Consider the following 23817-nt stretch of genomic DNA (forward strand, 5'->3'; position numbering starts at 1 on the left):
CATGACCGACCAGCAGACCCTCACCATCCGCCCGGGTGGGTCGGACGACGCCGCCACCGTGCTACGGCTGCTCGACGTGGCCACCGCCTGGCTGGCGGCGCGCGGCCGGACCGGCCAGTGGGGCACCGAGCCGGCGTCGTCCGATCCGCGCCGGATCGCCCAGGCCGACGCGTGGGCCACCGGTGGCGGCCTGTACCTGGCCATGCTCGGCGACGCCGTCGTGGGCGCCCTGGTGGTGGGCGACGCTACCGACTACGTGCCGCCGGCCGTAGAGCCGGAGCTGTACGTCAACCTGCTGGTCACCGACCGGGCGTACGGGGGCCACGGGATCGGGGCGCGGCTGCTGGCGTACGCGGAGGAGTTGGCCCGTGACCGTGGCCTGGGGCTGCTGCGGGTGGACTGCTACGGCGGCGACGACCGGGCGCTGGTCGGCTTCTACGAGGGCTGCGGCTTCACCGCCACCGAGCCGTTCACAGTGGAGCGTCCGGGCCGGCAGCCGTGGCCCGGTCAGGTGCTGGAACGCCGGCTGTCCTGAGGGTCACACCTCGACGTCGACCGGCGTGCCCAACGGCAGCCAGCGGACCGCACGCCGGACCGGCTCCGGTGCCCGCCGGAAGGCGCGCTCGACCGCGTCGCGGCCCTGGCGGAAATGCCGCCAGCCCTCGTAGTGCACGGGGAGCACGGTGTGCGGCCGCACCAGGCCGCACAGCCGGGCGGCCTGCCGGGCGGTCAGGCTGTACCGGACCGGCCCGGTGACCGGGAACCGCACGCCGCCCAGGTGCAGCACGGCCGTGCCGACGCGCAGCCGGCGGGCCACCGCCCGCACGCCCCCGTACAGCACCGTGTCGCCGGAGATCCAGAGCGCGCCGTGCCGTTGCCCGGGCCAGCGCAGGGCGAACCCGGTGACCGCGCCGACCAGCGGCCGGCTGAGCGGCGGACCGTGCCGGCCGGGTGTCGCGGTGACGAGTAGGTCGGGCCGGCCGGCCGCGGTCAGCCGCAGGTCCGACCAGGGCGCCAGCCCGCGAGCCCGGCCGCCCAGCCGGCGGGCGCCGGCGACCGTGGTGAGCACCGCCCCGGCGCTGGGCAGCAGCGCCCGGCCGGCGTAGTCCAGGTTGTCGCCGTGTTGGTCGTGGCTGAGCAGCACCACGTCGATCCGGCCCAGCTCGGCGGCGGGTACGGCCGGACCGGTGAGCTTGCGCGAGGCGGTGCCCCAGCCGAACCGGTAGCGCCGGCCGGGCGGGTCGAAGGTCGGGTCGGTGAGCAGCCGCCACCCGGCGACCTCGACCAGGACGGTGGGCCCACCGAGGTGGGTGATCCGGACGTCGGCCATGCCGGGCCGCCTCTCCGCTCGCCAGCCCGCCGGGAGCCGGCGGCGGTCACCTCCAGCCTGCACCGGGTCGCCCGCCGGGACGGACGGTCAGCCGATCTCCTCGTCGACGAAGCACCAGCGCCACGTCTCCCCCGGCTGGACCGACCGCATCACCGGGTGCGCGGTGGACTCGAAGTGCTTCGTGGCGTGCTGGTACGGCGAGGAGTCGCAGCAGCCGACGTGGCCGCAGGTCAGGCACGCGCGCAGGTGCACCCAGTCGTCGTTGCCGATGGCCACGCAGTCCGGGCATTCGGTCGTGGTCGCAGGCGTGACGTCGCCCGCCTCGGCCAGGTGCTGGCAGCTCATCGGTCGGCCTCCTGTCGCAGCAACGACTCCTCCAGATCCAGGTCACGATAGGCGCGGACGAGCACCTCCTCCGGGATCTTCCCGGAGTCGCGGGCGGCCCGGAAGACCTCCCGCTCGGCGTCGATCATCTCCTGCCGCAGCCGACCGTACGCCTGGGAGGGGGTCTCCCGCTCGGTGCCACCGAGCCGTTCCCAGGCCAGGTTGGTCCGGCTCTGCACCAGGCCGCGCAGCCGCTCTACGACCGCGTCGGGCGCCCCCTCGGCCAGTTCCTCCAGGCGTTCCCGGGCGGCCCGGCTGGCCTGCTGCTGGACGGAGGCGGCGGAGAGCGCGTCGCGCACCGGGTCGTCGGGGGGCAGCTTGAGTTTGCGCGCCACCGCCGGCAGGGTGGCGCCCTGCCCGACCAGGGTCACCACGATCACCGCGAACGCCAGCCAGATGAAGAGCTGCCGCGGGTACGCCCGCCCGCCGGCGAGGGTGAGCGGCAGGGCGAGGGCGGCGGCGAGGGTGACCACGCCGCGCATTCCGGCCCAGCCGATGACGATGGGGAACCGCACCGACGGCGCCGGGTCCCGCCGACGGATCCGGGGCACCAGCCGGGCCAGGTAGGTGGCCGGGAAGAGCCAGACGAAGCGGGTCAGGACGACGGCGGCCAGTACGGTCGCGGTGATCCCGACCAGCCTGCCGAGCGGCTCGTTGAGGTCGCGGACCACCTCGCGCAGTTGCAGGCCGACCAGCAGGAAGACCAGCCCTTCCAGCAGGAACGTGATCAGCCGCCAGAACGCGGCCACCTGGAGCCGGGACGCGGCCGACATCAGCAACGGCAGCTTGTGGCCGATGCCGAGCCCGGTCACCACCACGGCGACCACCCCGGAGGCGTGGATCTCCTCGGCGGCGAACACGACCGCGAACGGCACGATCAGCGACAGCGCGTTGTCCAGCACCGCGTCGGTGATCCGCTTGTGTACGGAGCCGAAGACCACCACGCCGAGCAGGCCGACGAGGACGCCGCCACCGGCGGCGACCAGCACCTCGCGGCCCACGTCGAGGACCCCGACCCCGCTGGCCGTGGTGACCGAGACGATCGCCACCCGCAGCAGCACCAGCGCGGTCGCGTCGTTGACCAGGCTCTCCCCCTCCAGGATGGTGACGATCCGTCGGGGCAGGCCCACCCGCCGAGCCACCGCGGTGGCGGCGACCGCGTCGGGCGGCGCCACCACCGCGCCGAGGGCGAGGCAGATCCCGTACGGCACGTGGGGCAGGAACAGGTGCACGACGGTGCCCACCACGAACGCGGTGAAGAGCACCAGCCCGACGGCGAGCAGCAGGATGGGCCGGATGTTGAGCCGGAAAGCCGGCACCGAGGTCTCCAGCGCCGCCACGTAGAGCAGGGGCGGCAGGATGCCCACCAGCACCAGGTTCGGGTCCAGCCGCACCTGCGGGAAGAACGGCAGGAAGGACAGGCCGAGGCCGAGCACCACCAGCAGGATCGGCGCGAGCAGGCCGAGGCGGCGGGCCAGCGCCGCGCCGAACGTGGCGATCGCGAGGAAGACCACGACCTCGAACAGAGCTTCCATGGGGTACGAGCCTATGCGGCCCGCGTTTCCGGCGGGCTCACGCCACGGAGCGCAACTTCGGCAGCACCTCCGTGCCGAACGCGTCGAGGAAGGCCCGCTGGTCCTGCCCGACGTGGTGCAGGGCGATCTGGTCGAAGCCCAGCGCCAGGTACTCCTCCAGCCAGCCGACGTGCCGGCCCAGGTCGGCGGAGACGTTGACCACGGAGCGGACCTTCGCCAGCGGCACGTCCGCGCTGACCACGTCGAAGTGGTCCGTCAACTCCAGGTCCCAGCAGACCGGCGGGGCGAAGACGTTGCTGCGCCACTGGTCGTACGCGATCGCCTCGGCCTCGGCCTGCGCGGGCGCCCAGCTCAGGTGCACCTGGAGGTGCAGCGGCCCGCGCCCGCCGGCGTCCCGGTACGCGTCGACCATCCGGCGCAGGTGGTCCACCGGCGCGTTGACGGTGATCAGTCCGTCGGCCCAGTCCGCGCACCAGCGGGCGGTCTCGACGCTGACCGCCGCGCCGACCAGGGCGGGCGGCTGCTCGGGCCGGGTCCAGAGCCGGGCCCGGTCCACGGTCACCAGGCCGTCGTGGCTGACCTCCGCGCCGGCCAGCAGCGCCCGGATCACGTCGACGCACTCGCGCAACCGGGCGGCGCGGACGTCCTTGCGGGGCCAGCCGTCGCCGGTGATGTGCTCGTTGCTCGCCTCGCCGGTGCCGAGCGCGGCCCAGAACCGGCCCGGGTACATGGCGGCGAGGGTGCCGATGGCCTGCGCGATGATCGCCGGGTGGTAGCGCTGGCCGGGGGCGTTGACCACGCCGAACGGCAGGTTGGTGGCCTGGAGCGCGGCGCCGAGCCAGGACCAGGCGAAGCCGGAGTGGCCCTGCCGGGCGCTCCACGGCGAGAAGTGGTCCGAGCACATGGCGGCGCCGAACCCGGCCCGTTCGGCGTGCACGACGGCCTCCAGCAGCCGGGCCGGATGGATCTGCTCGTGCGACGCGTGGAAGCCGAACACCGTCATGGGCGCACCTCCTACCCACGACGGTGTCCGGCCAATCGCGACTACTCGGCGTGCGCCCCGGCGCCAGGGCCGGCCTCCCCCTCGCCGACCCAGACGGTCTTGGTGTTGCAGAACTCCCGCATCCCCAGGGCGGACAGCTCGCGGCCGTAGCCGGAGTTCTTCACGCCGCCGAACGGCAGCTGGGGGTAGGACGTGGTCATGCCGTTGACGAAGACGCTGCCGGCGTCCAGGTCGGTGGCGAAGCGCTCCTGCTCGGCCGGGTCGGTGGTCCAGGCGTTGGAGCCGAGACCGAAGTGGGTGCCGTTGGCGATCTCGATGGCCTCCTCGTACGAGGATGCCCGGAAGAGGCCGGCGACCGGCCCGAAGACCTCCTCGGACCACATCCGCATCTCCGGCCGCAGGTCGGTGACCACGGTCGGCGGGTAGTACCAGCCGTCGCCCGCGGGCAGCTCGCCGCCACAGAGGATGGTCGCGCCGTTGTCCACGGCGTCCTGCACCTGCTCGCGCACCTCGGCGCGGCCCCGCCCGGTGGCCAGTGGGCCGACGTCGGTGTCGCCGCCCATCGGGTCGCCCACCTTCAGGGCCGCCATGCGGGCGGCGAACTTCTCGGCGAAGGCGTCGAAGACGTCGGTGTGGACGATGAACCGCTTGGCCGCGATGCAGGACTGCCCGTTGTTCTGGCAGCGGGCGGTGGTGGCCACCTCGGCGGCCTTGTCCAGGTCGGCCGAGGGCATCACCACGAACGGGTCGCTGCCGCCGAGTTCCAGCACGGTCTTCTTCAGCTCCCGCCCGGCGATCTGGGCGATCGAGCGGCCGGCGCCCTCGCTGCCGGTGAGGGTGGCCGCGCGGACCCGGGGGTCGCTGAGGATCCGGTCGACCGCCTCGGAGCCGACGAGCAGGGTGGTGAACGCGCCCTCGGGGAAGCCGGCCCGGCGGAACAGGTCCTCCAGGTAGAGGGCGGTCTGCGGCACGTTGGAGGCGTGCTTGAGCAGGCCGGTGTTGCCGGCCATCAGGGCCGGCGCGGCGAAGCGCATGACCTGCCAGAGCGGGAAGTTCCAGGGCATCACCGCGAGCACCGGGCCGATCGGCTGGTAGCGGACGAACGCGCGCTTCGCCGTGACCGCGCCGGCGTCGGCGGGCTCGTCGGCGAGCATCCGCTCGGCGCTGGCGGCGTAGAAGCGGCAGGCGGTGGCGCACTTGGTCACCTCGGCCTTGGCCGCCGGGTACGTCTTGCCCATCTCGGTGGTCATCAGCCGGGCGGTGTCGTCGCGCTCGGCCTCCAGCAGATCGGCGGCGGCATTGAGCCACTGCCCCCGCTGGGCGATCGTGGTGTCGCGCAACTGCTGGAACGCCAGGTGAGCCCGCTCGATGGCGGCGTCGACCTGCTCGTCCGACATCGGGTCGTACGTCTTGAGCACCTGTCCGGTGGCGGGATTCGTGGTGGCGATGGGCATCTCGTACCTCCTGTCACTCGAACAGTGAGTGCCGCACGCCCGGCTCTTCGCGGTGGCGGGCGGCGCGGCGGCGCTGGATGACGACCATGTCGACCACGGCCACGACGGCGAGGATCGCGCACACGATGCCCAGCCAGGCCAGGTGGGCCGAGAAGGCGATCACCGCGAAGACGGTCATGGTGACCAGACCGAAGATGGCGAGCGTGAGCCGCAGGTTCAGCGCGCTGTACGCGGCGTTGACCCGGCGGCGGGGCTGTGATCGGGTCATTCCTCCGGGCTACCCCGGCACGGGCGGGCCTAACCGGGCGCCGCCGGCGACGCCGGCCAGCCCGGTGATCCTGGACACGGAGCGGGTACTCAGCGGATGCGGACGGCCGCGGGTTGCGCTAGACCGGTCTGCCGTGGCCCGGTGTGGATCCCGGCGACGGCGGAGAGGACCGAGGCATGACCACGACGCACGCGGTACCCGTGACCGTCGCCGTCTCGCGGCGCGCCGACCCGGCGCGTACCGACGAGATGGTGGCGTGGATGCGGGCCGGCATGGCGTTGGCCGAGAGCTTTCCCGGCTTCCTGGGCGCCGGGTTCGTGCGGAGCGCCGCGGGGTCGCCCGAGTGGCACGTGATGTACCGCTTCGCCGACCAGGAGACGCTGCGCCACTGGGAGGAGTCGCCGCAGCGACACTGGTGGCTGACCTCGGCGCAGGGCATCGTGGAGCACACCCGGATCGAGCGCCGCACCGGCATCGAGGGCTGGTTCGATCCGCCGGTGGACCATGTGGTCGAGCGCTTCGCCGCGGGCGACGCGGAGCCGGCCGGGCCGGCGAACCCGCCCCGCTGGAAGCAGGCGGTGACGATCTGGCTGGCGTTCTTCCCGCTGAGCCTCACCGCGACGCTGCTCACCGCCCGGTTCATCGCCGATGTGCCGCTGGCGGTGCGGACGCTGCTCACGACGCTCTGCCTGACCCCGCTGATGGTCTACCTGGTGCTGCCCCGGATCACCCGGGCCCTGCACTGGTGGCTGCACGGCCAGCCCGCGCCCTGGCGGCGCTAGCCCCACACCATGGTCAGGGATGCCGCTGCTGGGGCAGGTTGTCCGGGCCGACCCGGTAGAGCGCGCGGGCCCGGTCGGCGAGGTCCCTGGTCGCCGAGGAGTTGGCCCAGGTGCCGAGGATGATCGCGGCGCCGGGGACCACCTTGGCGAAGATCCGCTTGGCCGCACGCACCCCGGCCATCTGAGCCAGAAGTACGCCGAGTTGGAGCATCACCCGGCCGAGGGGGCGCCCCCCGGCCATGCCGAAGAGCGCACCGGCCCGTTCCCGCCCGGCCGCCACCCCGAGGGCGAGCCGGGCGCTCTCGGCGGCCTTGTGCACCTTCTGCAACACCAGCAGGTCGGTGGCCCGGTCGGGGTGCACCGGGTCGACGCCGTAGGCGGCGGCGACGTGCAGCACCAGCCGGGCCTGGGTCCAGGCCAGCACGCCCACGTCGAGCACCGCGCCGGGCAGCCCGGCCGCGCCGGAGACCGCGCCGGAGAGCCGGGCGTGGTTGACGAACTTGCGGACCGCCTGGTCGGCCAGGTCCTCGGCGGGTACGTCGGGCCGCCGCGCCCGTTCCCGGGCCACCCACTGCGCCGCCTCTGGCCCGAGCCGGCGCACCGCCTCCAGCGCCAGGTGCTCCGGCGCGTACTGCGGGTCGTCCCGCATCCGGTCCCAGAGGGTGGCCGGGGGTGCCTCGGGCGCGTCCGTCGGCGCGGCCGGCTTCGGGGGGACGGTGTTCTCGCCGTCGACGGGGGCGGAGTCGGTCACGAGGGCTCCCGGGGCTCGTACTGCGGGGGCGTCGCGGTCAGCGCCGGCGGCTGGACAGCCGGGCGGCGAGCTGCTTGAGCTTGCGCTGGTTCTCCGGCTTGGCCAGTTCGCGCCGGCCACGTTCGACCAGCTGCTGACCGCGCGGCGACCGCAGGAAAGCCTTGATCCGTTGCACCAGTGACATGTCGTCCTCCCGTCCGCGATCCCCCATCATGTGTACCCGGGACCGGCAAACGGCTGGTACCCGGGCCGGCCACCGGGCAACCGCCCACAGTGACCGAACCCGGGCACCGGGGTCAGCCCAGGATCGCGTCGACGACCTCGGTGGCCCGCCACTCGTGCTGGGCGTACGCCCAGGGGAACGCGGAGACCTGTACGGCCTGGGCGGCGTCGGTGAGCGCCATGTCCTGCCAGCCGGGGATCTGCACCAGGACGTTGAGGAACGCCTTCGTGGCGTACTCGGGCTGCATCAGGTCGGGCACCGACCCCCAGCCGCTGCTGGGGCGCTGCTGGAACAGCCCGACCGAGTCGTGGTCCCAGCCGATGGCCTGGTGCGGGTAGTCGAGCGACTCGGGCAGCACGCCGCTGGCGTAGTTGTAGAGGTTGCTCTCCTGCATGGCGGTGGCCACCGCGATGATCAGGCCCCGGCGGGGCACGCCCATCTCCCGGCCGGCCTTGACGATGGCCTTGGCGTTGTCCATCTGGTCCTGGTCCAGCCCGGCCACCGGGGCGATCCGGCGCGGCTTGGGCTTGGCCTTCGGCTTCGGCTTCGGCTTCGGCTTCGTGGTCGCGATCGGGGTGGCGCTGGGGGTGGCGGTCGGGGTGGTCGGGGCGGGGGTCGGGGTCTGGCGCTCCATGCTCCGGGAGGCGGCATCGACGTCCGCGCGCTGGGCGAGCTCCTGGGAGGGGGCGGGGCTCGGCGAGCCGCCGAGCGGAGCGGTCACCTGGCTGAAGCCGACCAGGCCGAGGCAGCAGACCGCGCCGGTGGCAACCGCCAGCTTGGTCCGGCCCGGCCGGGCGGCGAGCGGGTTAGCGAGGCCGCCGAGGCGGGTACGCAGGGAAGGTCGGGGGGTGGGTTCCGCGGAGCTGGTTGACCGAACGGTGGAGTGGGTATCGTCCGAACGGTCAGCCGAACCGCCGAGGCCGTATTGGTCGTCGAGGGTGCCGTCGTCACGCATTCGACGAGGCTAGGCGGGGCAAACCTTGATCACCCAGGGTGATCGGGTGGCCCTCGCCACACTTTGCCCACTCGAAACCGGACGTGACCCGATAGGCGTGGGCGCGCGGTTTCAGCCCTCGCGAAACGGTCAAACCTCCGATCCGCCCTGGGGCGCGCCGGCCAGGGCACGAACCTCGCAGCCGTCCCCACCGCCGCCCGTGATCGACTAACTCGTACTTTCGGTGGATGCCGGCCTCGACTCTTGACCGAAGGCGGCAGCAAGATCAACGCATTCGCCCCGATCCGTACCCCGCCTTGGCCGGATCGTGATCATCCGCCGTCCCACGGACCGGGCCGTAACGGAATGGACCAGGATGGCCGGTACGTTGGCCGAACGGGGTGCCGTGCGCACACGGCCCACCGCACCCGCGTATCCAGGAGGTCCGAACCGGTGCTCGACCCACACGAGCTGTACGAACTCACCGACGATCTGCCCGAACTCGGTCAACCGGTGCTGATCCAGGCCCTCACCGGCTTCGTGGACGCCGGCAGCGCCACCCGGCTGGCCCGGGAGCAGCTGCTCAGCTCCCTGCAGGCGCAGACGATCGCCCGGTTCGACGTCGACCAGCTCTTCGACTACCGCTCCCGCCGGCCGGTGATGACCTTCGTCGAGGACCACTGGGCCGACTACGACGCCCCGGCCCTGGAACTGCACCTGCTGCACGACGACGACGAGACTCCGTTCCTGCTGCTCACCGGCCCGGAGCCGGACGTCCAGTGGGAACGCTTCGTGGCCGCGGTCGCCGGGCTCGCCAGCCGGCTCGACGTCCGGCTCACCGTGGGGCTCAACTCGATCCCGATGGCGGTGCCGCACACCCGGCCCAGCGGGGTCACCGCGCACGCCACCCGGCCGGAGCTGATCTCCGGCTACGAGCCCTGGCTCCAGCGGGTCCAGGTCCCCGGCAGCGTCGGCCACCTGCTCGAGTACCGCCTCGGCCAGCAGGGCCGCGACGCCCTCGGTTTCGCCGCGCACGTGCCGCACTACGTCGCCCAGACCGAGTACCCGGCCGCCGCCGAGGCGCTGCTCACCGCGGTGTCCCGCGGCACCGGGCTGCTGCTCCCGCACGACGACCTGCGCTCCGCCGCCGAGGTCGTCCGGGTGGAGATCGACCGCCAGGTCGCCCAGACCGAGGAGGCCGCCACCCTGGTCCAGGCCTTGGAGGAGCAGTACGACGCGTTCGCCCGGGGTCGCGGCGCGAAGAACCTGCTGGCCGCCGAGACCGGGCCGCTGCCCACCGCCGACGAACTCGGTGCCGAGCTGGAACGCTTCCTCGCCGAGCAGGCCCACCCCGGCGACACCCCGGAGCGCTGACCCGCAGCCGAGGACCCGACCCACGAACCGGCGCGACACCCGGCCGGGCTGACCCGGCGTGCCGGGCCGTGATGCGGCAGGGTGGAGACATGCGCCTGGCGACCTGGAACGTCAACTCGGTGAAGGCCCGCCTGCCCCGGCTGCTCGACTGGCTGGCCACCACGAAGCCCGACGTCGTCTGCCTGCAGGAGACCAAGTGCCCCGACGGGGCGTTCCCGGTCGCCGAGGTCGGCGAGCTCGGCTACGAGGCGGCCAGCCACAGCGACGGCCGGTGGAACGGGGTGGCCATCCTGTCCCGGGTCGGCCTGGCCGACGTCGCGGTCGGCTTCCCCGGCGAGCCGGGCTTTCCCCTGCCCGAGGCCCGCGCCCTCTCGGCGACCTGCGACGGGCTGCGGCTCTGGTCGGTGTACGTGCCGAACGGCCGGTCCCCCGACGACCCGCACTACGCGTACAAGCTGGCCTGGCTGGCGGCGCTGCGGGACGCGTTGGAGCCGGAGCTGACCGGCGGGCTGCCCCTCGCCGTCTGCGGGGACTTCAACGTCGCCCCGACCGACGCCGACGTGTGGGATCCGGCGCTCTTCGTCACCTCCACCCACGTCACCCCGCCCGAGCGGGCGGCCCTGGCCGCGCTGCGCGACCTCGGGCTCAGCGACGTGGTGCCCACGCCGATGAAGGGCCCGCACCCGTTCACGTACTGGGACTACCGGGCCGGGATGTTCCACCAGAACAAGGGCATGCGGATCGACCTGGTGTACGCCTCCGCGCCGTTCGCCCGCGCGGTCCGCTCGGCGTACGTGGACCGGGAGGCGCGAAAGGGCAAGGGCCCCTCCGACCACGCCCCGATCGTGGTCGACGCTGACCTGGTGCCGGCCGTCGAGGGGTTCTGAACCCGTAGGGTGGGACGCATGGCAGTCGTGAAGATCAACGCGAGAGCCGCTACTTCGTCTACACCCGGTGGGAGTCCGAAGATTCCCGCCTCCACCGATATAGTCCCGCGCATGTCCCCTTTCCAGTACCGGGCGGCTAACTACATCCGCCAGTCCAAGAAGCGCGAGGGCGGCTCCGAGGCCTCCCCCGCCACCCAGCGGGCCGCCAACCGCGCCCGCATCGACCAGATGAAGGCGACCCACGTCGGCGACTACGAGGACCTGGGTATCTCCGCCTACAGCGGGGCCGAGCGACCCGCCTTCGACCGCATGATCGCCGACTGCCACGCCGGCAAGGTCAACTTGATCGTCGTCTACTACATCTCTCGGCTCTCCCGCGAGGACCCGCTGGACGCGATCCCCGTCGTGACCGACCTCCTTAACCGGGGCGTCACGATCGTCTCGGTCAACGAGGGCGAGTTCCGTAAGGGCAACCTCATGGACCTCATCCACCTGATCATGCGCCTGGACGCCGCCCACGTTGAGTCCAAAAACAAGTCCGTCGCCGTGCGGGGTGCAAAGGCCGTAGCCCGCGCCCTCGGCGGGTACGTGTCCGGCAAGCCGCCCTACGGCTTCGGGATCACGCCCGAGACCCGGATGACCCCCGACAACCGGCCCGTCCGCGTGCAAGTCCTCACCGAGCACCCGACCGAGGCCGACGTCGTCCGCCGCATGGTCGCCCGGATGCTCGACCCCGACCAGCCGGCGACCGTAAACAGCCTCGTAACCGAGCTGAACGCCGACAAGGTCCCGACCCGAGGCGTGTCCGTCGGCAAGATCCACGCCGACAGCATTTGGCGGCCCCGCACCGTCGCCCGCATCCTGCGCGACCCGCGCATCGCCGGGTACGCCGCCGAGATCGTCTACGTCCCCCGGCCCGACGGAAGCCCGAGTAAGCGGATCGACCACTACCGCATCTCCCGCGACGAGAACGGCGAGCCGATCATCGCTCACCCGCAAATCGTCCAGCCCGTCGAGTGGTACGAGCTACAGGGCCGCCTCACCCGCTCGGCCAACCGGACGCCGTACGCGCCGTACGCGCCGTCCCTCCTGTCGTCGCTCGGCATCCTGCGCTGCGAGTGCGGCTCGCCCATGTCGTCGCACCGGAACGAGCGGCTGGCGTACTACTCGATCTACACCTGCACGCGCGTCCACGGCCTCGCCCAGCCCGGCCAGCATTCCGGGGGCTGCACGATCTCCCAGCGCGCGCTGGACGACTACGTCACCCGGCGGATCTTCGCCCTCATCGCCACCGCCGAGGACGACCCGGACACCCTGGAGATCATCACCGAGGCCACCCGCCGTTTCGGCCTCGCCAGCGCCGACCCGGCGACGCTCGCCCGACGCGGCACCCTCGCCGGCGAGTTGGACGACGCCGAGCGGGCGCTGGAAACCCTGTACGACGACCGCGAAAAGGGCGGCTACTCGGGCAACGTCGGCCAACGGCGATTCCTGACCGCCCAGAAGGCGCTGTCCGAGCGGATCGACACCCTGACCGAGCAACTGGCCGCCCTGGACGCCACCGCCTCGCCGACGCTCCCGATCGCGGAATGGCTCGCCCAGCCCGGCGACGTCAAGGGCGACGGCGACCCCGACTACAACCCCGACGCCCCGGTAGACCCGGTCGGCCCCGGCTCGTGGTGGCACGCCGCCACGCTGGCCGAGCGGCGCGCGTTTGTGTCCCTCTTCGTCCGCCAGATCACGGTCAGGAAAGCCCCGGCCCGAGGACACCGCGCGCCGGTAGAGAACCGCGTAACGCTCGACTGGGTATGCCCCGCCGTCCTCGACCACGCCTGACCTATAAGACAGGCCCCGGTCAAGCGACTCCACCGCTAACCGAGGCCCTAACGAACCCCAGGAGGTTCGCTGCACTCTAACCACCCCCGCCGTCTCGCCCTCGCCTTCGTCGGCCCCGCCCGTGACCTCGTGCCCTTCCTCACGGCGCTGGCCGCCGCCGCCCGGCCGAACGGGGAGGCGCGATGACCCCCCGCCCGTCCCGCGCCCAGCGTGTCGAGTCCGTCGTCCTCGTTGCGATCCTCCTTGTGGTCGGCCTGGCCGCTGGCGCGGCGAGCTTTACCCACGTCCACGACTGGACCATGACCAATAGCCCCGCCGGTACGCCGGACTGGTTCGGCTGGGCCAACGCGTGCATTTCCGAGCTTGTGCCTGTCGCCGCGTTGCTCGATATCCGCCGCCGTCGCCGCGCCGACCGCCCGGCCGGCTATCCGCTGGCGCTACTTGTCGCCGCCGCCGGTCTGTCGCTGTCGGCACAGCTCGCCGTCGCCAAGCCCGGCCTGTCCGGCGGCATCCTGTCGGCCGTCCCGGCGTTGGCCTTTATGGCGTTGGTCAAGCTCGTTTTCTCGTCGGCCACGGCCACGACGACGGCCGCCCGTCCGGCCACGGCCACCACGTCGACCCCGGCCACGACGCCGACGACGGCCACCCCGGCGACGCCCCGGGCCACAGCCGCGACGACGGCCACGCTCGCCAGTCCGGCCACCACGCCGACGACGGCCCCGGCCACGCGTGACCACCGGCCCCGGCCGACCTCGCCCCGCCCGCGCCAGACGGCCACGGCCGACACCACGGCCACGGCCGACGACCTGGCCGCCAGGGTGGCCGCTCTGGTCGCCGACCGGCCGGACGTGACGGCCGAGGAGGTGGCCGCCGAGATAGGCCGCGCGCCGCGTACTGCCCGGCGTTATCTGTCGGCCGCCCGCGCCAGATTGGCCGCCACGGCCCCGGTCATCGTCGCCGCCTAACGTCCCGCCCAGCGGGGCCGGTTGCCCGCCATGGCCGCCGGCCCCCACGGTCGTTCGTACGGCTACGCGTCTAGCCTCGGCCTTTCACGGCGGCCGTGATCTTGGATGTGTGACGGGTCGGTAGATATGGCGAAGTGCCTGCCACGTAAGGAAAACTGCCCGGTGTCGAGTCGTGCAGAGTTCCCGCGTGGAAGGCACTTCGTAGGTGCAGGTTACCCAGTGGTCCAAGGGATTGTCAGTCGAGGTCGGCGGTCATGGCGTGGTCTCGCACGTCGGAGCGGCGATGTTGCGGCTGCTGGCTGATCGCAGCGGGCTTTCGCAGGCGTTGTCGGCCGCGCTCAGCCGGCGCGGGTTCAGCCCTGGCCGGGACCGGGGCCGGGTGTTTGTCGACTTGGCGGTGATGATCGCCGACGGCGGTGAGGCGATCGCGGATATCGAGGTGCTGCGCCACCAGAGCGAGGTGTTCGGCCAGGTCGCGTCGCCGGCGACGTGCTGGCGGGCCCTCGACGAGATCAGTGACGTCGGGCTGCGTCGGATCGCCAGGACGCGGGCGAAAGTCCGTGCCCGGGTATGGGGCCTGATCGGGCCGATGCCGGCCGCTCGTGCCGCAGGCCGGGATCTCGGCGACGGCGTGGTGGTGCTGGACGTGGACTCCACGATCGTCCTCGCGCACAGCGACAAGGAGGGCGCGGCGGCCACCTACAAGCACACGTACGGCTTCCATCCGATCCTGGTGACCTGCGACAACACCGGCGAACTGCTGACGATCAAACTGCGGCCGGGCAACGCCGGGGCCAACACCGCCGCCGACCATCTCACCGTGCTGACCGAGGCGTTCGCGCAGGTCCCGGCCGCCCACCGCAGGAACCTGCTCATCCGTGGCGACTCGGCCGCCGCCACCCACGCCGTGATCGACTGGCTGACCGCGCAGGACGCCAAGCGCAACCGACGCGTCCAGTACTCCCTCGGCTGGTCGATCGGCGAGGCCGAACGCGCCGCCATCGACGCACTGCCGACCGCGGCCTGGTCACCCGCGTTGGCCGCTGACGGCGGCATCCGCGACGGCGCCCAGGTCGCGGAGTTGACCGGCCTGCTCACCCTGGCCGGCTGGCCGCCCGGCATGCGGGTGATCGTCCGCCGGGAACGACCCCACCCCGGCGCCCAGTTGTCGCTGTTCGAGGAACGCGACGGCTGGCGCTACACCGCGTTCGTCACCAACACCACCATCGGCGCCTTGCAGTGGCTGGAAGCCCGCCACCGCGCCCACGCCCGCGTCGAAGACCGAATCCGCTGCGCCAAGGACACCGGCCTGCGCCGGCTACCGTCACGCGAGTTCGCCATCAACGCCGCCTGGTGCACCATCGCCGCCATGGCCTGCGACCTCATCGCCTGGCTGCAACTGCTCACCCTCGACGGCGAGCTGGCCAAAGCCGAACCGAAACGGCTGCGCTACCGCCTGCTACACACCGCCGCCCGCCTGGTCCGAGGCCAACGCCGCCGCCGGCTACGCATCCCATCGACCTGGCCCTGGGCAGACCAGATCACCGCCGCATTCGGTCGGATCGCGGCAATCCCCGCCCCCGGCTGACCAGCTCAGCCCTGTCCCGACGACCGGAGGACCCAAGGAGACCACGCCCACCGCCGCGACAGACGGCCCGTCACCATGCCCCGACCAGATCGCATCGAACACCAGCGATCACAGGCGCGGGACCGAAGCGGCCGACATCAGCGGTGAATGATCGAGGCTAGCGCCGTGCGCATGGCTTCCTCGGCGCTGTGCCTCGCCCGCTCCCGCGCATCCCGCTCCTTGTCCGGGTACGCCTCGGCCTCGTTGAAAAGGTCGAGGTAACGGCGTGCCGCTCCCGCCGCCGGCGGCACGAGGAGACAGATAGCGCTGTACGCCTTCTCAGCGTCGGTGAACGCTGAGGCCGCACTCTCTTTGGCCTCGTTCAAGAGAGCGAGGTGATGCTGGTAGGACTTGTTGTCCCCGCTTCCCTTGACGTTGTCCAACACAATGTAGGCGTGTGACGCGCTCTGCCTGGCACGCGTTAGGCGGGCCGCGGCCTCCATCAAGTCGAGTACGTGCCTCAACTTCGCTTCCAGCAGGCGGGCGCGTCTCTCGCCCTCCCGGCGGCGTCGCTCCGTGAGCGCGTCGGTGATGGCCTTCGACACGAAGCCGACCACGGCGCCGAGCAGGCCCGCCAAGAGTTCCACCGCCTCATGGTATGGCCGCCCCCAACATCCCCATCTATCGTGATGCGTCGCAGTCGATACGAAGGAGCCTCATGCCCTACCGCCCGTCGCCCATGTCCGCCGTTTACGCCCCGCCGAGCTACCCGTCTCACGACTACAAGGGCGAAGGCGAAATCATCACGATCCGGTGCGTCGGCGAGGTCGTCGGCCACCTCACCCGGAAGGACTGGGAGTCCATCGGCTGGCTACCCCGGCCCGGCCTCAGCGAAGAGGCCGGGATCGTGCGGGAGATCGTGGAGGACATTCTCCGCCGGTTCGCTCGCGACGGCCGCCCGATGGTCGACGCCCTGGCCGAGGTTCTCAACAAGACCCAGCACGACCGGCCGTGACCGGCCCGCTGGACGGATTCCGGCATCCCCTCGCGGACCAATAGCTCCTGGGGCCAGTACCACGCATCGACGCCAGCCGCTAGGCAATGTCATCTTCGAGATAGATTCACTTCGAAAGGTGCTCGCGACCATACACTCCGTATCCATGAAGGGTATTGGTCGCTACTGGGGATATCTGGCTTTCATCCTTCTCCTCTCCGGCTGGTGGACGCGCAGCATGGGGCCGGCAGCCCTGCTCCTGCTCTCAGGCGCGGTTACGTTCTACTTTCTGCTGCTGGCGCCGCTTTGGTGTGCGGCGATCAATCGGGACGGAACCCTGTGCCGCAACAACTCATCGGGCCTCCTCCTCGGATGCAGGTATCGGCAGCACAAGTTCCAGAAGCTGAAGATGAGGTTTGTTCCCGAGGGTTGGGCGCGAATGAACCGCGACCTCTGGACCTCTCCCCGCCAAGGGCTGGCGACCCTGGGCCTGCTTGTCGGCATCTTCTCCGGGATTGCCGGAGTAGTCCTGAAATAGAGAGTGACCGCTAGCCCCATGGATGGATAGGCTTGGCGGCCGTGACCATTCGCCAGCTCGTCCCGCTGCCCGTGCGACGGCACTTCCGCGAACTCGCCGTTGATATCTCAGTGCTGCGCTTGATCGGGGAGATGTGGCAGGACCAAGGCTTCGTTCCCTCCGGTGAGCCGAACGACGAAGTAGGCGAGCGGCGCACGCTTTGGCATGAGTACGAGGACAACGTTGACTGGACCGACCCCGCCCATGTGGCGAGAGTGCTCAAGGTGTACGACACACTGCTCGACGGGCTGAACGACGGGACGATTGAAGCTACGCGGAAGTTTCTGGACCGCCAGGGGTTCGACCTCGACGCGGACGGCAGGATCAAGCCGAAGCCGGACAGCTTCGCGGCTGTCGCCGCGAGGTTGCCTAGATCGCTGAAGGCATTGCGAGACCCGACAGTGATCCTGGACTCGTTCGACAGGATCGATCGAGCCCTACCGGCCGACCCGGCCCAGGCGATCGGCTCCGCGAAGGAGCTGATCGAGGCGACCGCCAAGACCGTCCTCATTGAACTCAGCGTGCCGTTCGACGACAAGACGGCGAGGCTGCCAGCCTTGATCGACCTCGCTCAGCGTGCGCTCCTGCTGCACCCGCAGACGCAGGTACCCGGACCGGATGGAAGCAATGCGGTCAAGCGCATCCTCGGCGGATTGATCAGCATCGCCACTGGACTCGGCGAACTGCGAAACGAGGGCTGGGGGACCGGACACGCCCCGGCAGCACCCCGTGTCGGCCTGCGCCCCCGTCACGCTCACCTTGCGGTCGGCGCAGCCCATACCTGGTGTCAACTCGTCCTCGACACGCTGGCTGACCCGTCGGCCCCTTGGCGGAAGCAGGCGCCAAGCGGCGGGTCCGCGGCATCGACGACTTGACGCGGCCGAGCCGGCTGCGGCGTAGCAGCCCGAGCCGCCCCGCTGGACGCCGCCCCCGTGGTGGCCCCGGCGGGGCGCTTTCGTCGTTGTGGGCCGCGGTGGCAGGCGGCGCCGCGAGGACCGCACCGGGGACGGCGACAAGCGACGCGGGGAAGAGGGGGCAGTTTGGCCCGAGCGACGCTCCACCAGGCTCCCCTATTGGTTGTATCGGGAAGAAAGACGACGACGTACAACACCAATAGAGAGGGCTGGTGGAGCGTCACCACCTCCAAAACTGCCCCCTCGGGCCTCGCCGAGCGCCGTCGCCGGCCCGCCGCCTGCCATCGGTGCCCGGCTCGGCGAACGTAAAGGTCCCTTAAGACCGCCCCGCCAGCGGTGAACACCGCGCCACCCGCTGGCGCATAGGCAGGGCGCGCCCCAGCGGTGAACACCGCCCCGCCCGCTGGCCCATAGGCAGGACGTGCCCCCGTCTCGCGCCTCACCGCCCTCCGCCGCCCCGTCCGCGCCCCTACGTCGAAAGGACCGCGCCGTGTCAGCAGACGCCGGCCCGTCATCAGCCCAGGAGTGCCTTCGCGCGCTCGTCTTCGCGTTCTACGAGACGTTCCCCCGAGTCGACGACGGTTACAGTCGCCTCCTCGGCCGCGAAACTCACCAGCTCCACCCCGGCGACGTCGCCGGTCTGCTGGCCCCGCTGTTCCTCGGCCGGTTCTTTCTCGACACCGATCCCGACAGCTACGCGGACACCGTCGTACGTGTCCGCCTGGACGGCACGGCTGAGCCTGTCCGCGAGGCCCGCCTCCGCGAGATCGTCTCCGTAGCCCTGGCGAACCTCCCCGACCCGCCGGCTGATGCCCCGCGTCGTCTGCGTTTGGCTGTCGCCGACACCCGCGCCCTGGCCCGGTTCGGCTACGGCTCCAACCCCAGGCGGCCCCGCTGGATTTCCGCAGTGGTGGACAACGTCGTCTGCCTGATCGAGGACCAGCCCGAGCCCGACACCGACTACATCGTCCAGTGGCGCTAGTGCCGTGACCACGAACGTTCACGGTGTTGGTTGACACGCCGTCTGGCCTGTCGGCCGGGTGGGGTCGCGGCGGTCAGGCTGTGGCGGTGGCAGATCCTGTACGCGTGCGGCGGCTGAGTGACCAGGAAGGTCAGCAGCTGCTCAGAATCACCCGCCGGGGAACCGGTTCCCCGATTCGACTGCGACGGGCGATGGTCGTGCTCGCCTCGGCCGGCGGGAACACAGTGCCGGCCATCGCCCGTCTGGTCCAAGCCGACGAGGACACCATCCGGCAGGTCATCCACCGGTTCAACGAGATGGGGATGGCCAGCCTGGACCCTCAGTGGGCGGGTGGCCGTCCCCGCCAGATCAGTAGCGACGAGGAGCAGTTCATCGTCGAGACGGCCAACACCCGCCCCGAGAAGCTGGGGCGGCCGTTCATCCGGTGGAGCATCCGCAAGCTCGCCGATCACCTGCGCCTTCACTGCGGTCGGCGGATCCGTATCGGGCGGGAACGGCTGCGGCAGATCCTGCACCGGCACCGGATCACCTTCCAGCGGACCAAGACGTGGAAGGAGTCCACCGACCCGCAGCGTGACGCCAAACTCGCCCGGATCGAGTACGTCAGCAGCCACTTCCCGCAACGGGTGTTCGCGTTCGACGAGTTCGGGCCCCTGGTGATCCGTCCGCAGGCCGGTACCGGGTGGGCGCCGGCCGGGCACCCGCACCGGCTGCCCGCGAACTATCACAAGCTGCACGGGGTCCGGCAGTTCCACGGCTGCTACTCCGTCGGCGACGACCAACTTTGGGAGGTCGCGCGGCGCCGCAAGAGCGCCGCGAACACTCTCGCGGCGCTCAAGTCGATCCGCAAAGCTCGCCCGGACCGCGCACCGATCTACGTGATCCTGGACAATCTGTCCGCGCACAAAGGCCGAAAGATCCGGACGTGGGCGGCCCGGAACAAGGTCGAACTCTGCTTCACCCCGACCTACGCCTCCTGGGCCAACCCGATCGAGGCCCAATTCGGGCCGCTACGCACCTTCGTCATCGCCGGGTCGAACCACCCCAACCACACCGTCCTGGCCCGTCGGTTGCAGGCCTACCTGCGCTCGCGCAACGCCAACGCCCGCCATCCCGACGTCCTGGCCGCCCAACGCCGCGAACGCGCCCGCATCCGCAGCGAACGACAACGACGCTGGGGCCAACCCACCACCCGCGCAGCCTGACCCCAACACCCTGAACGTTCGTGGTCACGGCACTAGCCCCGCAAGCCCGCGACGCCCTCACCCGCGAAGGTCGACGCCGCCGCCCGTAAGGTCGCAGAGCGCGAGGCCCAGACCGCCGAGCGAGAGGCCGTCGCGCGCCGTTTCCTCGGTGAGCTGGCCCCCGGCCGACACGAGGTCACCGAGGTGTGGCACGCGTACACCGCCGCCACTCCGGCCGCCCAGCGCCTCGGCAAGCACGCCTTTAACGCCCTCGCCCGCGACGTCCTCGGCGAACCGCGCAAGGTGCGCGGCGTCCGGCTCTGGGTAGTCCCCGAGCCTGCAGTGATCGCCGAGGTCGCCGACCGCGTCGCCCGCCTCGCGTGGTCCGATCAGCGCGTGATCCTCGCGCGTTTCCTCGTCCAGCAACGCCAAGCCACCACTGCGAGAAAGGCCGCCGCATGAGCGAGCAGGAGTCCACCGCGTTTGCCGAGCCGGTCCTCGACCGCGTGGCCGAGCTGGCCTACGAGGAGCTACGGCCGCACTTGAACCGCTGGGCCGCCACCCTCCAGGCCCACCGCCCGACGGCGCCCAGGTCGACGACCGCCGGCGGTGCTGAGACTGTTCTCCCGCTGGACTGCGCCCGCGACCGCCGCCGCTCGGCGTAACCCCACCGCCGTATCCACGTTCGCTTATCTCACCACCTGACCCATCAGGGAGAGCCCCACCTCTGAGCTGATCACCCCCGAGGCCCGCGAGGCCGTCAACGCCTACAAGATGGCCCAGGTCGCTATCGCCACCGCTGAGGCCGCGGCCAAGGCCGCCGCCGACGTCCGGCCCCGGCCCACCCTCGTCAACGGCAACACCGGCGAGCCCTTTGGCCCGGCTTTCGACCCCGCGGCCATGCTCGCCGAGGTCAAGCGCGAACCGCGTCAGACGTACATCGCTGGCGACGGCCTGGACCCGATCCCGCCGGTCTACATCCCCGCGCACGTCGCCGCGAAGATCGACGGCCTGCTCGGCCTGTACGCCGACCACGAGGCCGCCATGGACGCCGACGACGCGGCTGTTGACGCGGTCGAGGAGTACGAGGTCGACGCCCGCACCAAGCGGGCCGAGCGTGCTGCCGCGTTCAAGGCCGCCGCTCGGGCCGCCGCCGCTGGCAAGCCCCGGCCGAAGATCCCGGCCGCGCCCAGCGACGCCGACGAGGCCGCCGAGCTGGCCGTCCTGCGCGGCGTGGTCGACATCAAGCGCCAGGAGGCCGACGCGATTGCCCGGCGGATCAACGCGCTCGTTGGCGACCACGGCGAGATGATCGCCGCCCAGGCCGCCACCGAGTACGCCCCGGCCCTCGCGCGACTGGAGGCCGCCCTTACCGAGATCCGAGCGGCGTACGACGACGTCTGGTCCGCCCGTAGCCAGACCTTCGCCGGCCGCACCCTCAAGGCCGCCCGTGACGCCCGCGTACCCGCCGGATCGCCGGCCTTCGCCCGCATCCACGCCGCGTTTGAGGGACCGGCCACCCCGGTCCTGCTGCGGCGGCAGGACGAGCGGCACGCGATCCCGACGGCCTTTGGCGAGCTCGCCTCGTTCATCAACTACGCCCGCTCGGCCGACCTGCACACCGCGCCCGACTGGGAGTTCCTGCCCGGCGGCATTCAGCAGCAGTACTTCGGCCGCCGCCTCGCCCCGCTCGACGGTCCCGCCAACAAGTAACCACGACGGACGCACGCGCCCGGCGCTACTCACCACCGAGGCGGCATCGGGCGCGCCGTCGTGGCCCATCACTGCACCCCTGGGGGAGGACCCCCCTCCCCTCCACGAGCTACACCGAAGCGGCATAGCATCCCGCCCCGCGCGCAGGTCTGGGCGTCGCGGTCAGCCGCGGGGAAGGGTGGGGACCGCCCCCTGCCGGCGCCACCCGACATCGAAGCGGCATACCGCCTCTCCGTCTGTACGGGCATAGAGGTCTTACTCGGTCCCCCCCATCCTCATGGACGACGCCCGCTTTGTGCTTGTGCTTCAATCTGGCCCATGGCAGCCGCTCACGTCGATGTGACGACCGACGCTCCGACACTGTTGATCGTTTCGGATCTCGGCGACAGTCCATCGCTTACGGGTGTCAGCCGTTACATCGACTCACTCGACACCCTGGGCCATATCGCTAGGGCTATTGCCTCTACTAGACGTCCGAGGTCCACGCGAAGCGGGTTCGTAGAGAAGTCCGACCGGCTCAACCTGCTGGGAGTGGTGCAGTCCGCCGCCAGTGAGAAGCCAGAGCCCAGCCCCTTGGCCGTCGCAAGGATGCGAATGGCCAGTCCACTTGAGGTCGTACTTACTGCTGCCGCCGGCCAGTTCGCACCGGTCGCCTATGGCCTGATGGCAATGACGCTTATCGAGCGCACCATGAAGTTGATCATGGAGTGGCAGTCGCATCGGCTTGACATCCGACAGCGACAGTCGGAGCTTCATGATCAAGCCCGCATGGAGACGTCTGCCGATCAAGTGCGCAGAGTAAGTGGCGAGATCGCTCGGACCGTTACTGAAGAAGTGTACGAATACCGACTTCCGGACAAGGTGGCAGATATCGTTGCCCGACCGATCAGCAGGTTGGCTCAACATCGCGTCGTCCACGTCGAGTCGTCGCGGGACTAATAGCCCAAACCTGCATCTGGCACCGCTCTTTTCTAAAGCCCAACCGCGTGTGCGGTCGCCTCGTGCTCGCCCTCAGCCCGTCGGTTTACACGCCGGAGGTCCGCGCCTCTGCTTGCCCTCGCTCGGCGGGCAGCGACGGCCTCGCTGCCCGTGCGGGCTGATCGAGGAGCGCCAAGAACGCCTCGACCAATCGCAGGTACTCCTCGGCTTGCTCAGCCCTCGGCTCCTGCCGTTCATCTCTGGGGTGGAGGGCCAAACCCCAGAGCGTCCGGAGATGATCAAGAACAACGGCTGCCCCAGGATTGACCAAGCCTCGCTCTCTTGCCAGCTTCAGCATCGACCGGACCGTGACAAGTTGTTTGAACTCCTCGTCCTCGCTCGCCAGATGTTTCTCGAACGCCTCGCGGGCTGCCCGCCAGCCGTAAGAGATCGCTGCGATGGGATTGAAACGAACCAGCGCACGCGCCACGATGAGCCACTGCTGCGCGTCGGACGGTTCATCCGCTCCTTCTTCGAGCGCTGGCAGTGCCTCGGCCGCCTCGATCGTCGCTCGCGTCTCCTCGGCGACTCGCCCCCATTCGGCTTCTATCGGCCCGACCGCGAGGCGCCTCAGGTTGTCGCCGAGCAGTTGCGCGAGCCGCTGTCGGTACATGAGCAATACAACTAGGACGACCGCGGGCCACGCGAGAGCCTGCACCATCGCGACCGAAAATTGACGCCAGTTCACCCAACCTCCTCGCCCACCGCGCGACTGTATCGAGATCGCAATGGGCGCAGGTCACGACATCGCCTCCTCGCCGGGATCTCGGCGAGCCGCTGGGCCTCGGGGTCACCTCGGGTCTCACAAAGCCCCGTTTCTCGGAAGCCCGGGCGCGAGCCCTCGGCGTAATCTCACGCCTTATGAGCGCCCACGAAGGAGCCGACCCGACCCCGCCCCGCTGGCCCGCCGACCTGATCGACGCCCTGTGCGCGTGGGTCGCCGACCAACTCGGCGAGCCGCACCCCGTCCGCCGCCCGGCCTGTCGGCCCGTTCCGACGAGGCGTCGCCGTCGCGGCTGACCCACGCCGCCCCCGTTTTGACCCCCTGGGAGCCCACCTCCCGCGCCCGCTCGCCCCGGGTCTCTGGTACTAGCTAGGGGCCGGGCCTTTCCCGATTTTCTGGGCCGTTTCACGGCCTGCTAGCTGCCCTTTGTCGCGCCGAGCGACTACTGCTGTGTGGGC

At 71.1% G+C, this 23817-nt stretch carries 27 protein-coding genes; 15 read left to right on the plus strand and 12 right to left on the minus strand.

From position 1 onward, the window contains the following. The first annotated feature begins 1 nt into the window (after nucleotide 1). Nucleotides 2–535: a GNAT family N-acetyltransferase gene (locus ACFYOS_RS18330; RefSeq protein WP_387142511.1), complete on the plus strand. Its 534-nt coding sequence runs from the start codon at nucleotides 2–4 to the stop codon at nucleotides 533–535. Nucleotides 536–538: 3 nt separating this feature from the next. Here the strand turns inward: ACFYOS_RS18330 and ACFYOS_RS18335 are convergent, their stop codons facing one another. The 6 genes from ACFYOS_RS18335 to ACFYOS_RS18360 form a co-directional block, all read right to left on the minus strand. Then, a complete protein-coding gene (locus tag ACFYOS_RS18335) occupies nucleotides 539–1330 on the minus strand; it encodes an MBL fold metallo-hydrolase (RefSeq protein WP_387142514.1) in 792 nt (263 codons plus the stop codon). Between the two features lie 87 nt (nucleotides 1331–1417). Continuing rightward, nucleotides 1418–1675, minus strand: a complete 258-nt coding sequence (locus ACFYOS_RS18340) for a UBP-type zinc finger domain-containing protein (protein ID WP_387142517.1) — start codon at nucleotides 1673–1675, stop codon at nucleotides 1418–1420. Next, nucleotides 1672–3249: a Na+/H+ antiporter gene (locus tag ACFYOS_RS18345; protein ID WP_387142520.1), complete on the minus strand. Its 1578-nt coding sequence runs from the start codon at nucleotides 3247–3249 to the stop codon at nucleotides 1672–1674. Before ACFYOS_RS18345 ends, ACFYOS_RS18340 begins: the two co-directional genes overlap by 4 nt. A 37-nt stretch (nucleotides 3250–3286) precedes the next feature. Further along, nucleotides 3287–4252, minus strand: a complete 966-nt coding sequence (locus tag ACFYOS_RS18350; RefSeq protein ID WP_387142523.1) for a TIGR03885 family FMN-dependent LLM class oxidoreductase — start codon at nucleotides 4250–4252, stop codon at nucleotides 3287–3289. Between the two features lie 41 nt (nucleotides 4253–4293). Continuing rightward, on the minus strand, nucleotides 4294–5706 hold the full coding sequence (locus ACFYOS_RS18355) for an NADP-dependent succinic semialdehyde dehydrogenase (RefSeq protein ID WP_387142526.1): 1413 nt from the start codon (nucleotides 5704–5706) through the stop codon (nucleotides 4294–4296). A gap of 13 nt (nucleotides 5707–5719) precedes the next feature. Further along, entirely contained in the window at nucleotides 5720–5974 is a 255-nt protein-coding gene (locus ACFYOS_RS18360) for a DUF6343 family protein (protein WP_387142529.1), read from the minus strand. Between the two features lie 176 nt (nucleotides 5975–6150). Between ACFYOS_RS18360 and ACFYOS_RS18365 the strand changes: the two genes are divergently transcribed. Then, nucleotides 6151–6756 (plus strand): antibiotic biosynthesis monooxygenase, encoded by a 606-nt coding sequence (locus tag ACFYOS_RS18365; RefSeq protein WP_387142532.1) that lies wholly within the window; start codon nucleotides 6151–6153, stop codon nucleotides 6754–6756. Nucleotides 6757–6769: 13 nt separating this feature from the next. On the opposite strand, the gene ACFYOS_RS18370 is transcribed toward ACFYOS_RS18365, so the two are convergent. The 3 genes from ACFYOS_RS18370 to ACFYOS_RS18380 form a co-directional block, all read right to left on the minus strand. Further along, nucleotides 6770–7507: a hypothetical protein gene (locus ACFYOS_RS18370; protein WP_387142535.1), complete on the minus strand. Its 738-nt coding sequence runs from the start codon at nucleotides 7505–7507 to the stop codon at nucleotides 6770–6772. A 37-nt stretch (nucleotides 7508–7544) separates the two neighbouring features. Then, nucleotides 7545–7691: a hypothetical protein gene (locus ACFYOS_RS18375; protein ID WP_387142538.1), complete on the minus strand. Its 147-nt coding sequence runs from the start codon at nucleotides 7689–7691 to the stop codon at nucleotides 7545–7547. A gap of 112 nt (nucleotides 7692–7803) precedes the next feature. Next, nucleotides 7804–8685: a peptidase M23 gene (locus ACFYOS_RS18380; RefSeq protein ID WP_387142541.1), complete on the minus strand. Its 882-nt coding sequence runs from the start codon at nucleotides 8683–8685 to the stop codon at nucleotides 7804–7806. A gap of 432 nt (nucleotides 8686–9117) precedes the next feature. On the opposite strand from ACFYOS_RS18380, the gene ACFYOS_RS18385 reads away from it, so the two are divergent. From ACFYOS_RS18385 to ACFYOS_RS18405, 5 genes are all read left to right on the plus strand, one after another. After that, nucleotides 9118–10038, plus strand: coding sequence for a proteasome assembly chaperone family protein (locus tag ACFYOS_RS18385; RefSeq protein ID WP_387142544.1), 921 nt, complete (start codon nucleotides 9118–9120; stop codon nucleotides 10036–10038). A gap of 89 nt (nucleotides 10039–10127) precedes the next feature. Beyond that, the gene (locus ACFYOS_RS18390) at nucleotides 10128–10925 is read left to right on the plus strand and encodes an exodeoxyribonuclease III (RefSeq protein ID WP_387142546.1); all 798 of its coding nucleotides are present in this window, start codon (nucleotides 10128–10130) and stop codon (nucleotides 10923–10925) included. An 18-nt stretch (nucleotides 10926–10943) separates the two neighbouring features. After that, on the plus strand, nucleotides 10944–12761 hold the full coding sequence (locus ACFYOS_RS18395; RefSeq protein ID WP_387142548.1) for a recombinase family protein: 1818 nt from the start codon (nucleotides 10944–10946) through the stop codon (nucleotides 12759–12761). A 182-nt stretch (nucleotides 12762–12943) separates the two neighbouring features. Next, a complete protein-coding gene (locus ACFYOS_RS18400; protein ID WP_387142551.1) occupies nucleotides 12944–13726 on the plus strand; it encodes a hypothetical protein in 783 nt (260 codons plus the stop codon). Nucleotides 13727–13931: 205 nt separating this feature from the next. Continuing rightward, complete coding sequence (locus tag ACFYOS_RS18405) at nucleotides 13932–15314, plus strand: IS1380 family transposase (protein WP_387142554.1); 1383 nt, start codon at nucleotides 13932–13934, stop codon at nucleotides 15312–15314. A 137-nt stretch (nucleotides 15315–15451) separates the two neighbouring features. On the opposite strand, the gene ACFYOS_RS18410 is transcribed toward ACFYOS_RS18405, so the two are convergent. Beyond that, a complete protein-coding gene (locus ACFYOS_RS18410; RefSeq protein ID WP_387142557.1) occupies nucleotides 15452–15940 on the minus strand; it encodes a hypothetical protein in 489 nt (162 codons plus the stop codon). Between the two features lie 92 nt (nucleotides 15941–16032). On the opposite strand from ACFYOS_RS18410, the gene ACFYOS_RS18415 reads away from it, so the two are divergent. The 5 genes from ACFYOS_RS18415 (at nucleotide 16033) to ACFYOS_RS18435 (ending at nucleotide 19965) form a co-directional block, all read left to right on the plus strand. Next, nucleotides 16033–16308 carry a hypothetical protein gene (locus ACFYOS_RS18415; RefSeq protein WP_387142560.1) on the plus strand — a complete coding sequence of 92 codons (276 nt, stop codon included), beginning with the start codon at nucleotides 16033–16035 and terminating at the stop codon, nucleotides 16306–16308. A 145-nt stretch (nucleotides 16309–16453) separates the two neighbouring features. Beyond that, nucleotides 16454–16825, plus strand: coding sequence for a hypothetical protein (locus tag ACFYOS_RS18420; RefSeq protein ID WP_387142563.1), 372 nt, complete (start codon nucleotides 16454–16456; stop codon nucleotides 16823–16825). A gap of 41 nt (nucleotides 16826–16866) precedes the next feature. Next, nucleotides 16867–17739 (plus strand): abortive infection family protein, encoded by an 873-nt coding sequence (locus tag ACFYOS_RS18425; protein WP_387142566.1) that lies wholly within the window; start codon nucleotides 16867–16869, stop codon nucleotides 17737–17739. Nucleotides 17740–18268: 529 nt separating this feature from the next. Next, nucleotides 18269–18760 carry a hypothetical protein gene (locus ACFYOS_RS18430; RefSeq protein ID WP_387142569.1) on the plus strand — a complete coding sequence of 164 codons (492 nt, stop codon included), beginning with the start codon at nucleotides 18269–18271 and terminating at the stop codon, nucleotides 18758–18760. An 86-nt stretch (nucleotides 18761–18846) separates the two neighbouring features. Next, nucleotides 18847–19965 carry an IS630 family transposase gene (locus ACFYOS_RS18435; RefSeq protein WP_387142572.1) on the plus strand — a complete coding sequence of 373 codons (1119 nt, stop codon included), beginning with the start codon at nucleotides 18847–18849 and terminating at the stop codon, nucleotides 19963–19965. Nucleotides 19966–20022: 57 nt separating this feature from the next. Here the strand turns inward: ACFYOS_RS18435 and ACFYOS_RS18440 are convergent, their stop codons facing one another. Continuing rightward, nucleotides 20023–20370 (minus strand): hypothetical protein, encoded by a 348-nt coding sequence (locus ACFYOS_RS18440; protein ID WP_387142575.1) that lies wholly within the window; start codon nucleotides 20368–20370, stop codon nucleotides 20023–20025. A 32-nt stretch (nucleotides 20371–20402) separates the two neighbouring features. Between ACFYOS_RS18440 and ACFYOS_RS18445 the strand changes: the two genes are divergently transcribed. The 3 genes from ACFYOS_RS18445 to ACFYOS_RS18455 all read left to right on the plus strand — a co-directional run bounded on the left by ACFYOS_RS18445 (nucleotide 20403) and on the right by ACFYOS_RS18455 (nucleotide 22596). Continuing rightward, entirely contained in the window at nucleotides 20403–20609 is a 207-nt protein-coding gene (locus ACFYOS_RS18445; protein ID WP_387142578.1) for a hypothetical protein, read from the plus strand. Between the two features lie 109 nt (nucleotides 20610–20718). Continuing rightward, the gene (locus ACFYOS_RS18450) at nucleotides 20719–21657 is read left to right on the plus strand and encodes a hypothetical protein (RefSeq protein WP_387142581.1); all 939 of its coding nucleotides are present in this window, start codon (nucleotides 20719–20721) and stop codon (nucleotides 21655–21657) included. Nucleotides 21658–21975: 318 nt separating this feature from the next. Continuing rightward, entirely contained in the window at nucleotides 21976–22596 is a 621-nt protein-coding gene (locus tag ACFYOS_RS18455; protein WP_387142583.1) for a hypothetical protein, read from the plus strand. Between the two features lie 85 nt (nucleotides 22597–22681). On the opposite strand, the gene ACFYOS_RS18460 is transcribed toward ACFYOS_RS18455, so the two are convergent. Further along, the gene (locus ACFYOS_RS18460; protein ID WP_387142586.1) at nucleotides 22682–23323 is read right to left on the minus strand and encodes a hypothetical protein; all 642 of its coding nucleotides are present in this window, start codon (nucleotides 23321–23323) and stop codon (nucleotides 22682–22684) included. Between the last annotated feature and the right edge of the window lie 494 nt (nucleotides 23324–23817).

Source organism: Micromonospora sp. NPDC005806, assembly GCF_042871425.1.
GTDB lineage: Bacteria > Actinomycetota > Actinomycetes > Mycobacteriales > Micromonosporaceae > Micromonospora.

Excerpts from the sequence above, each read along its gene's own strand:
- ACFYOS_RS18360 (WP_387142529.1), bottom strand. The coding sequence starts at position 5,974 with ATGACCCGATCACAGCCCCGCCGCCGGGTCAACGCCGCGTACAGCGCG.
- ACFYOS_RS18345 (WP_387142520.1), bottom strand. The coding sequence starts at position 3,249 with ATGGAAGCTCTGTTCGAGGTCGTGGTCTTCCTCGCGATCGCCACGTTC.
- ACFYOS_RS18390 (WP_387142546.1), top strand. The coding sequence starts at position 10,128 with ATGCGCCTGGCGACCTGGAACGTCAACTCGGTGAAGGCCCGCCTGCCC.
- ACFYOS_RS18340 (WP_387142517.1), bottom strand. The coding sequence starts at position 1,675 with ATGAGCTGCCAGCACCTGGCCGAGGCGGGCGACGTCACGCCTGCGACC.
- ACFYOS_RS18455 (WP_387142583.1), top strand. The coding sequence starts at position 21,976 with ATGGCAGCCGCTCACGTCGATGTGACGACCGACGCTCCGACACTGTTG.
- ACFYOS_RS18355 (WP_387142526.1), bottom strand. The coding sequence starts at position 5,706 with ATGCCCATCGCCACCACGAATCCCGCCACCGGACAGGTGCTCAAGACG.
- ACFYOS_RS18380 (WP_387142541.1), bottom strand. The coding sequence starts at position 8,685 with ATGCGTGACGACGGCACCCTCGACGACCAATACGGCCTCGGCGGTTCG.
- ACFYOS_RS18350 (WP_387142523.1), bottom strand. The coding sequence starts at position 4,252 with ATGACGGTGTTCGGCTTCCACGCGTCGCACGAGCAGATCCATCCGGCC.
- ACFYOS_RS18375 (WP_387142538.1), bottom strand. The coding sequence starts at position 7,691 with ATGTCACTGGTGCAACGGATCAAGGCTTTCCTGCGGTCGCCGCGCGGT.
- ACFYOS_RS18335 (WP_387142514.1), bottom strand. The coding sequence starts at position 1,330 with ATGGCCGACGTCCGGATCACCCACCTCGGTGGGCCCACCGTCCTGGTC.
- ACFYOS_RS18365 (WP_387142532.1), top strand. The coding sequence starts at position 6,151 with ATGACCACGACGCACGCGGTACCCGTGACCGTCGCCGTCTCGCGGCGC.
- ACFYOS_RS18420 (WP_387142563.1), top strand. The coding sequence starts at position 16,454 with ATGAAGGGTATTGGTCGCTACTGGGGATATCTGGCTTTCATCCTTCTC.
- ACFYOS_RS18450 (WP_387142581.1), top strand. The coding sequence starts at position 20,719 with ATGGCCCAGGTCGCTATCGCCACCGCTGAGGCCGCGGCCAAGGCCGCC.
- ACFYOS_RS18330 (WP_387142511.1), top strand. The coding sequence starts at position 2 with ATGACCGACCAGCAGACCCTCACCATCCGCCCGGGTGGGTCGGACGAC.
- ACFYOS_RS18445 (WP_387142578.1), top strand. The coding sequence starts at position 20,403 with ATGAGCGAGCAGGAGTCCACCGCGTTTGCCGAGCCGGTCCTCGACCGC.
- ACFYOS_RS18400 (WP_387142551.1), top strand. The coding sequence starts at position 12,944 with ATGACCCCCCGCCCGTCCCGCGCCCAGCGTGTCGAGTCCGTCGTCCTC.
- ACFYOS_RS18415 (WP_387142560.1), top strand. The coding sequence starts at position 16,033 with ATGTCCGCCGTTTACGCCCCGCCGAGCTACCCGTCTCACGACTACAAG.
- ACFYOS_RS18395 (WP_387142548.1), top strand. The coding sequence starts at position 10,944 with ATGGCAGTCGTGAAGATCAACGCGAGAGCCGCTACTTCGTCTACACCC.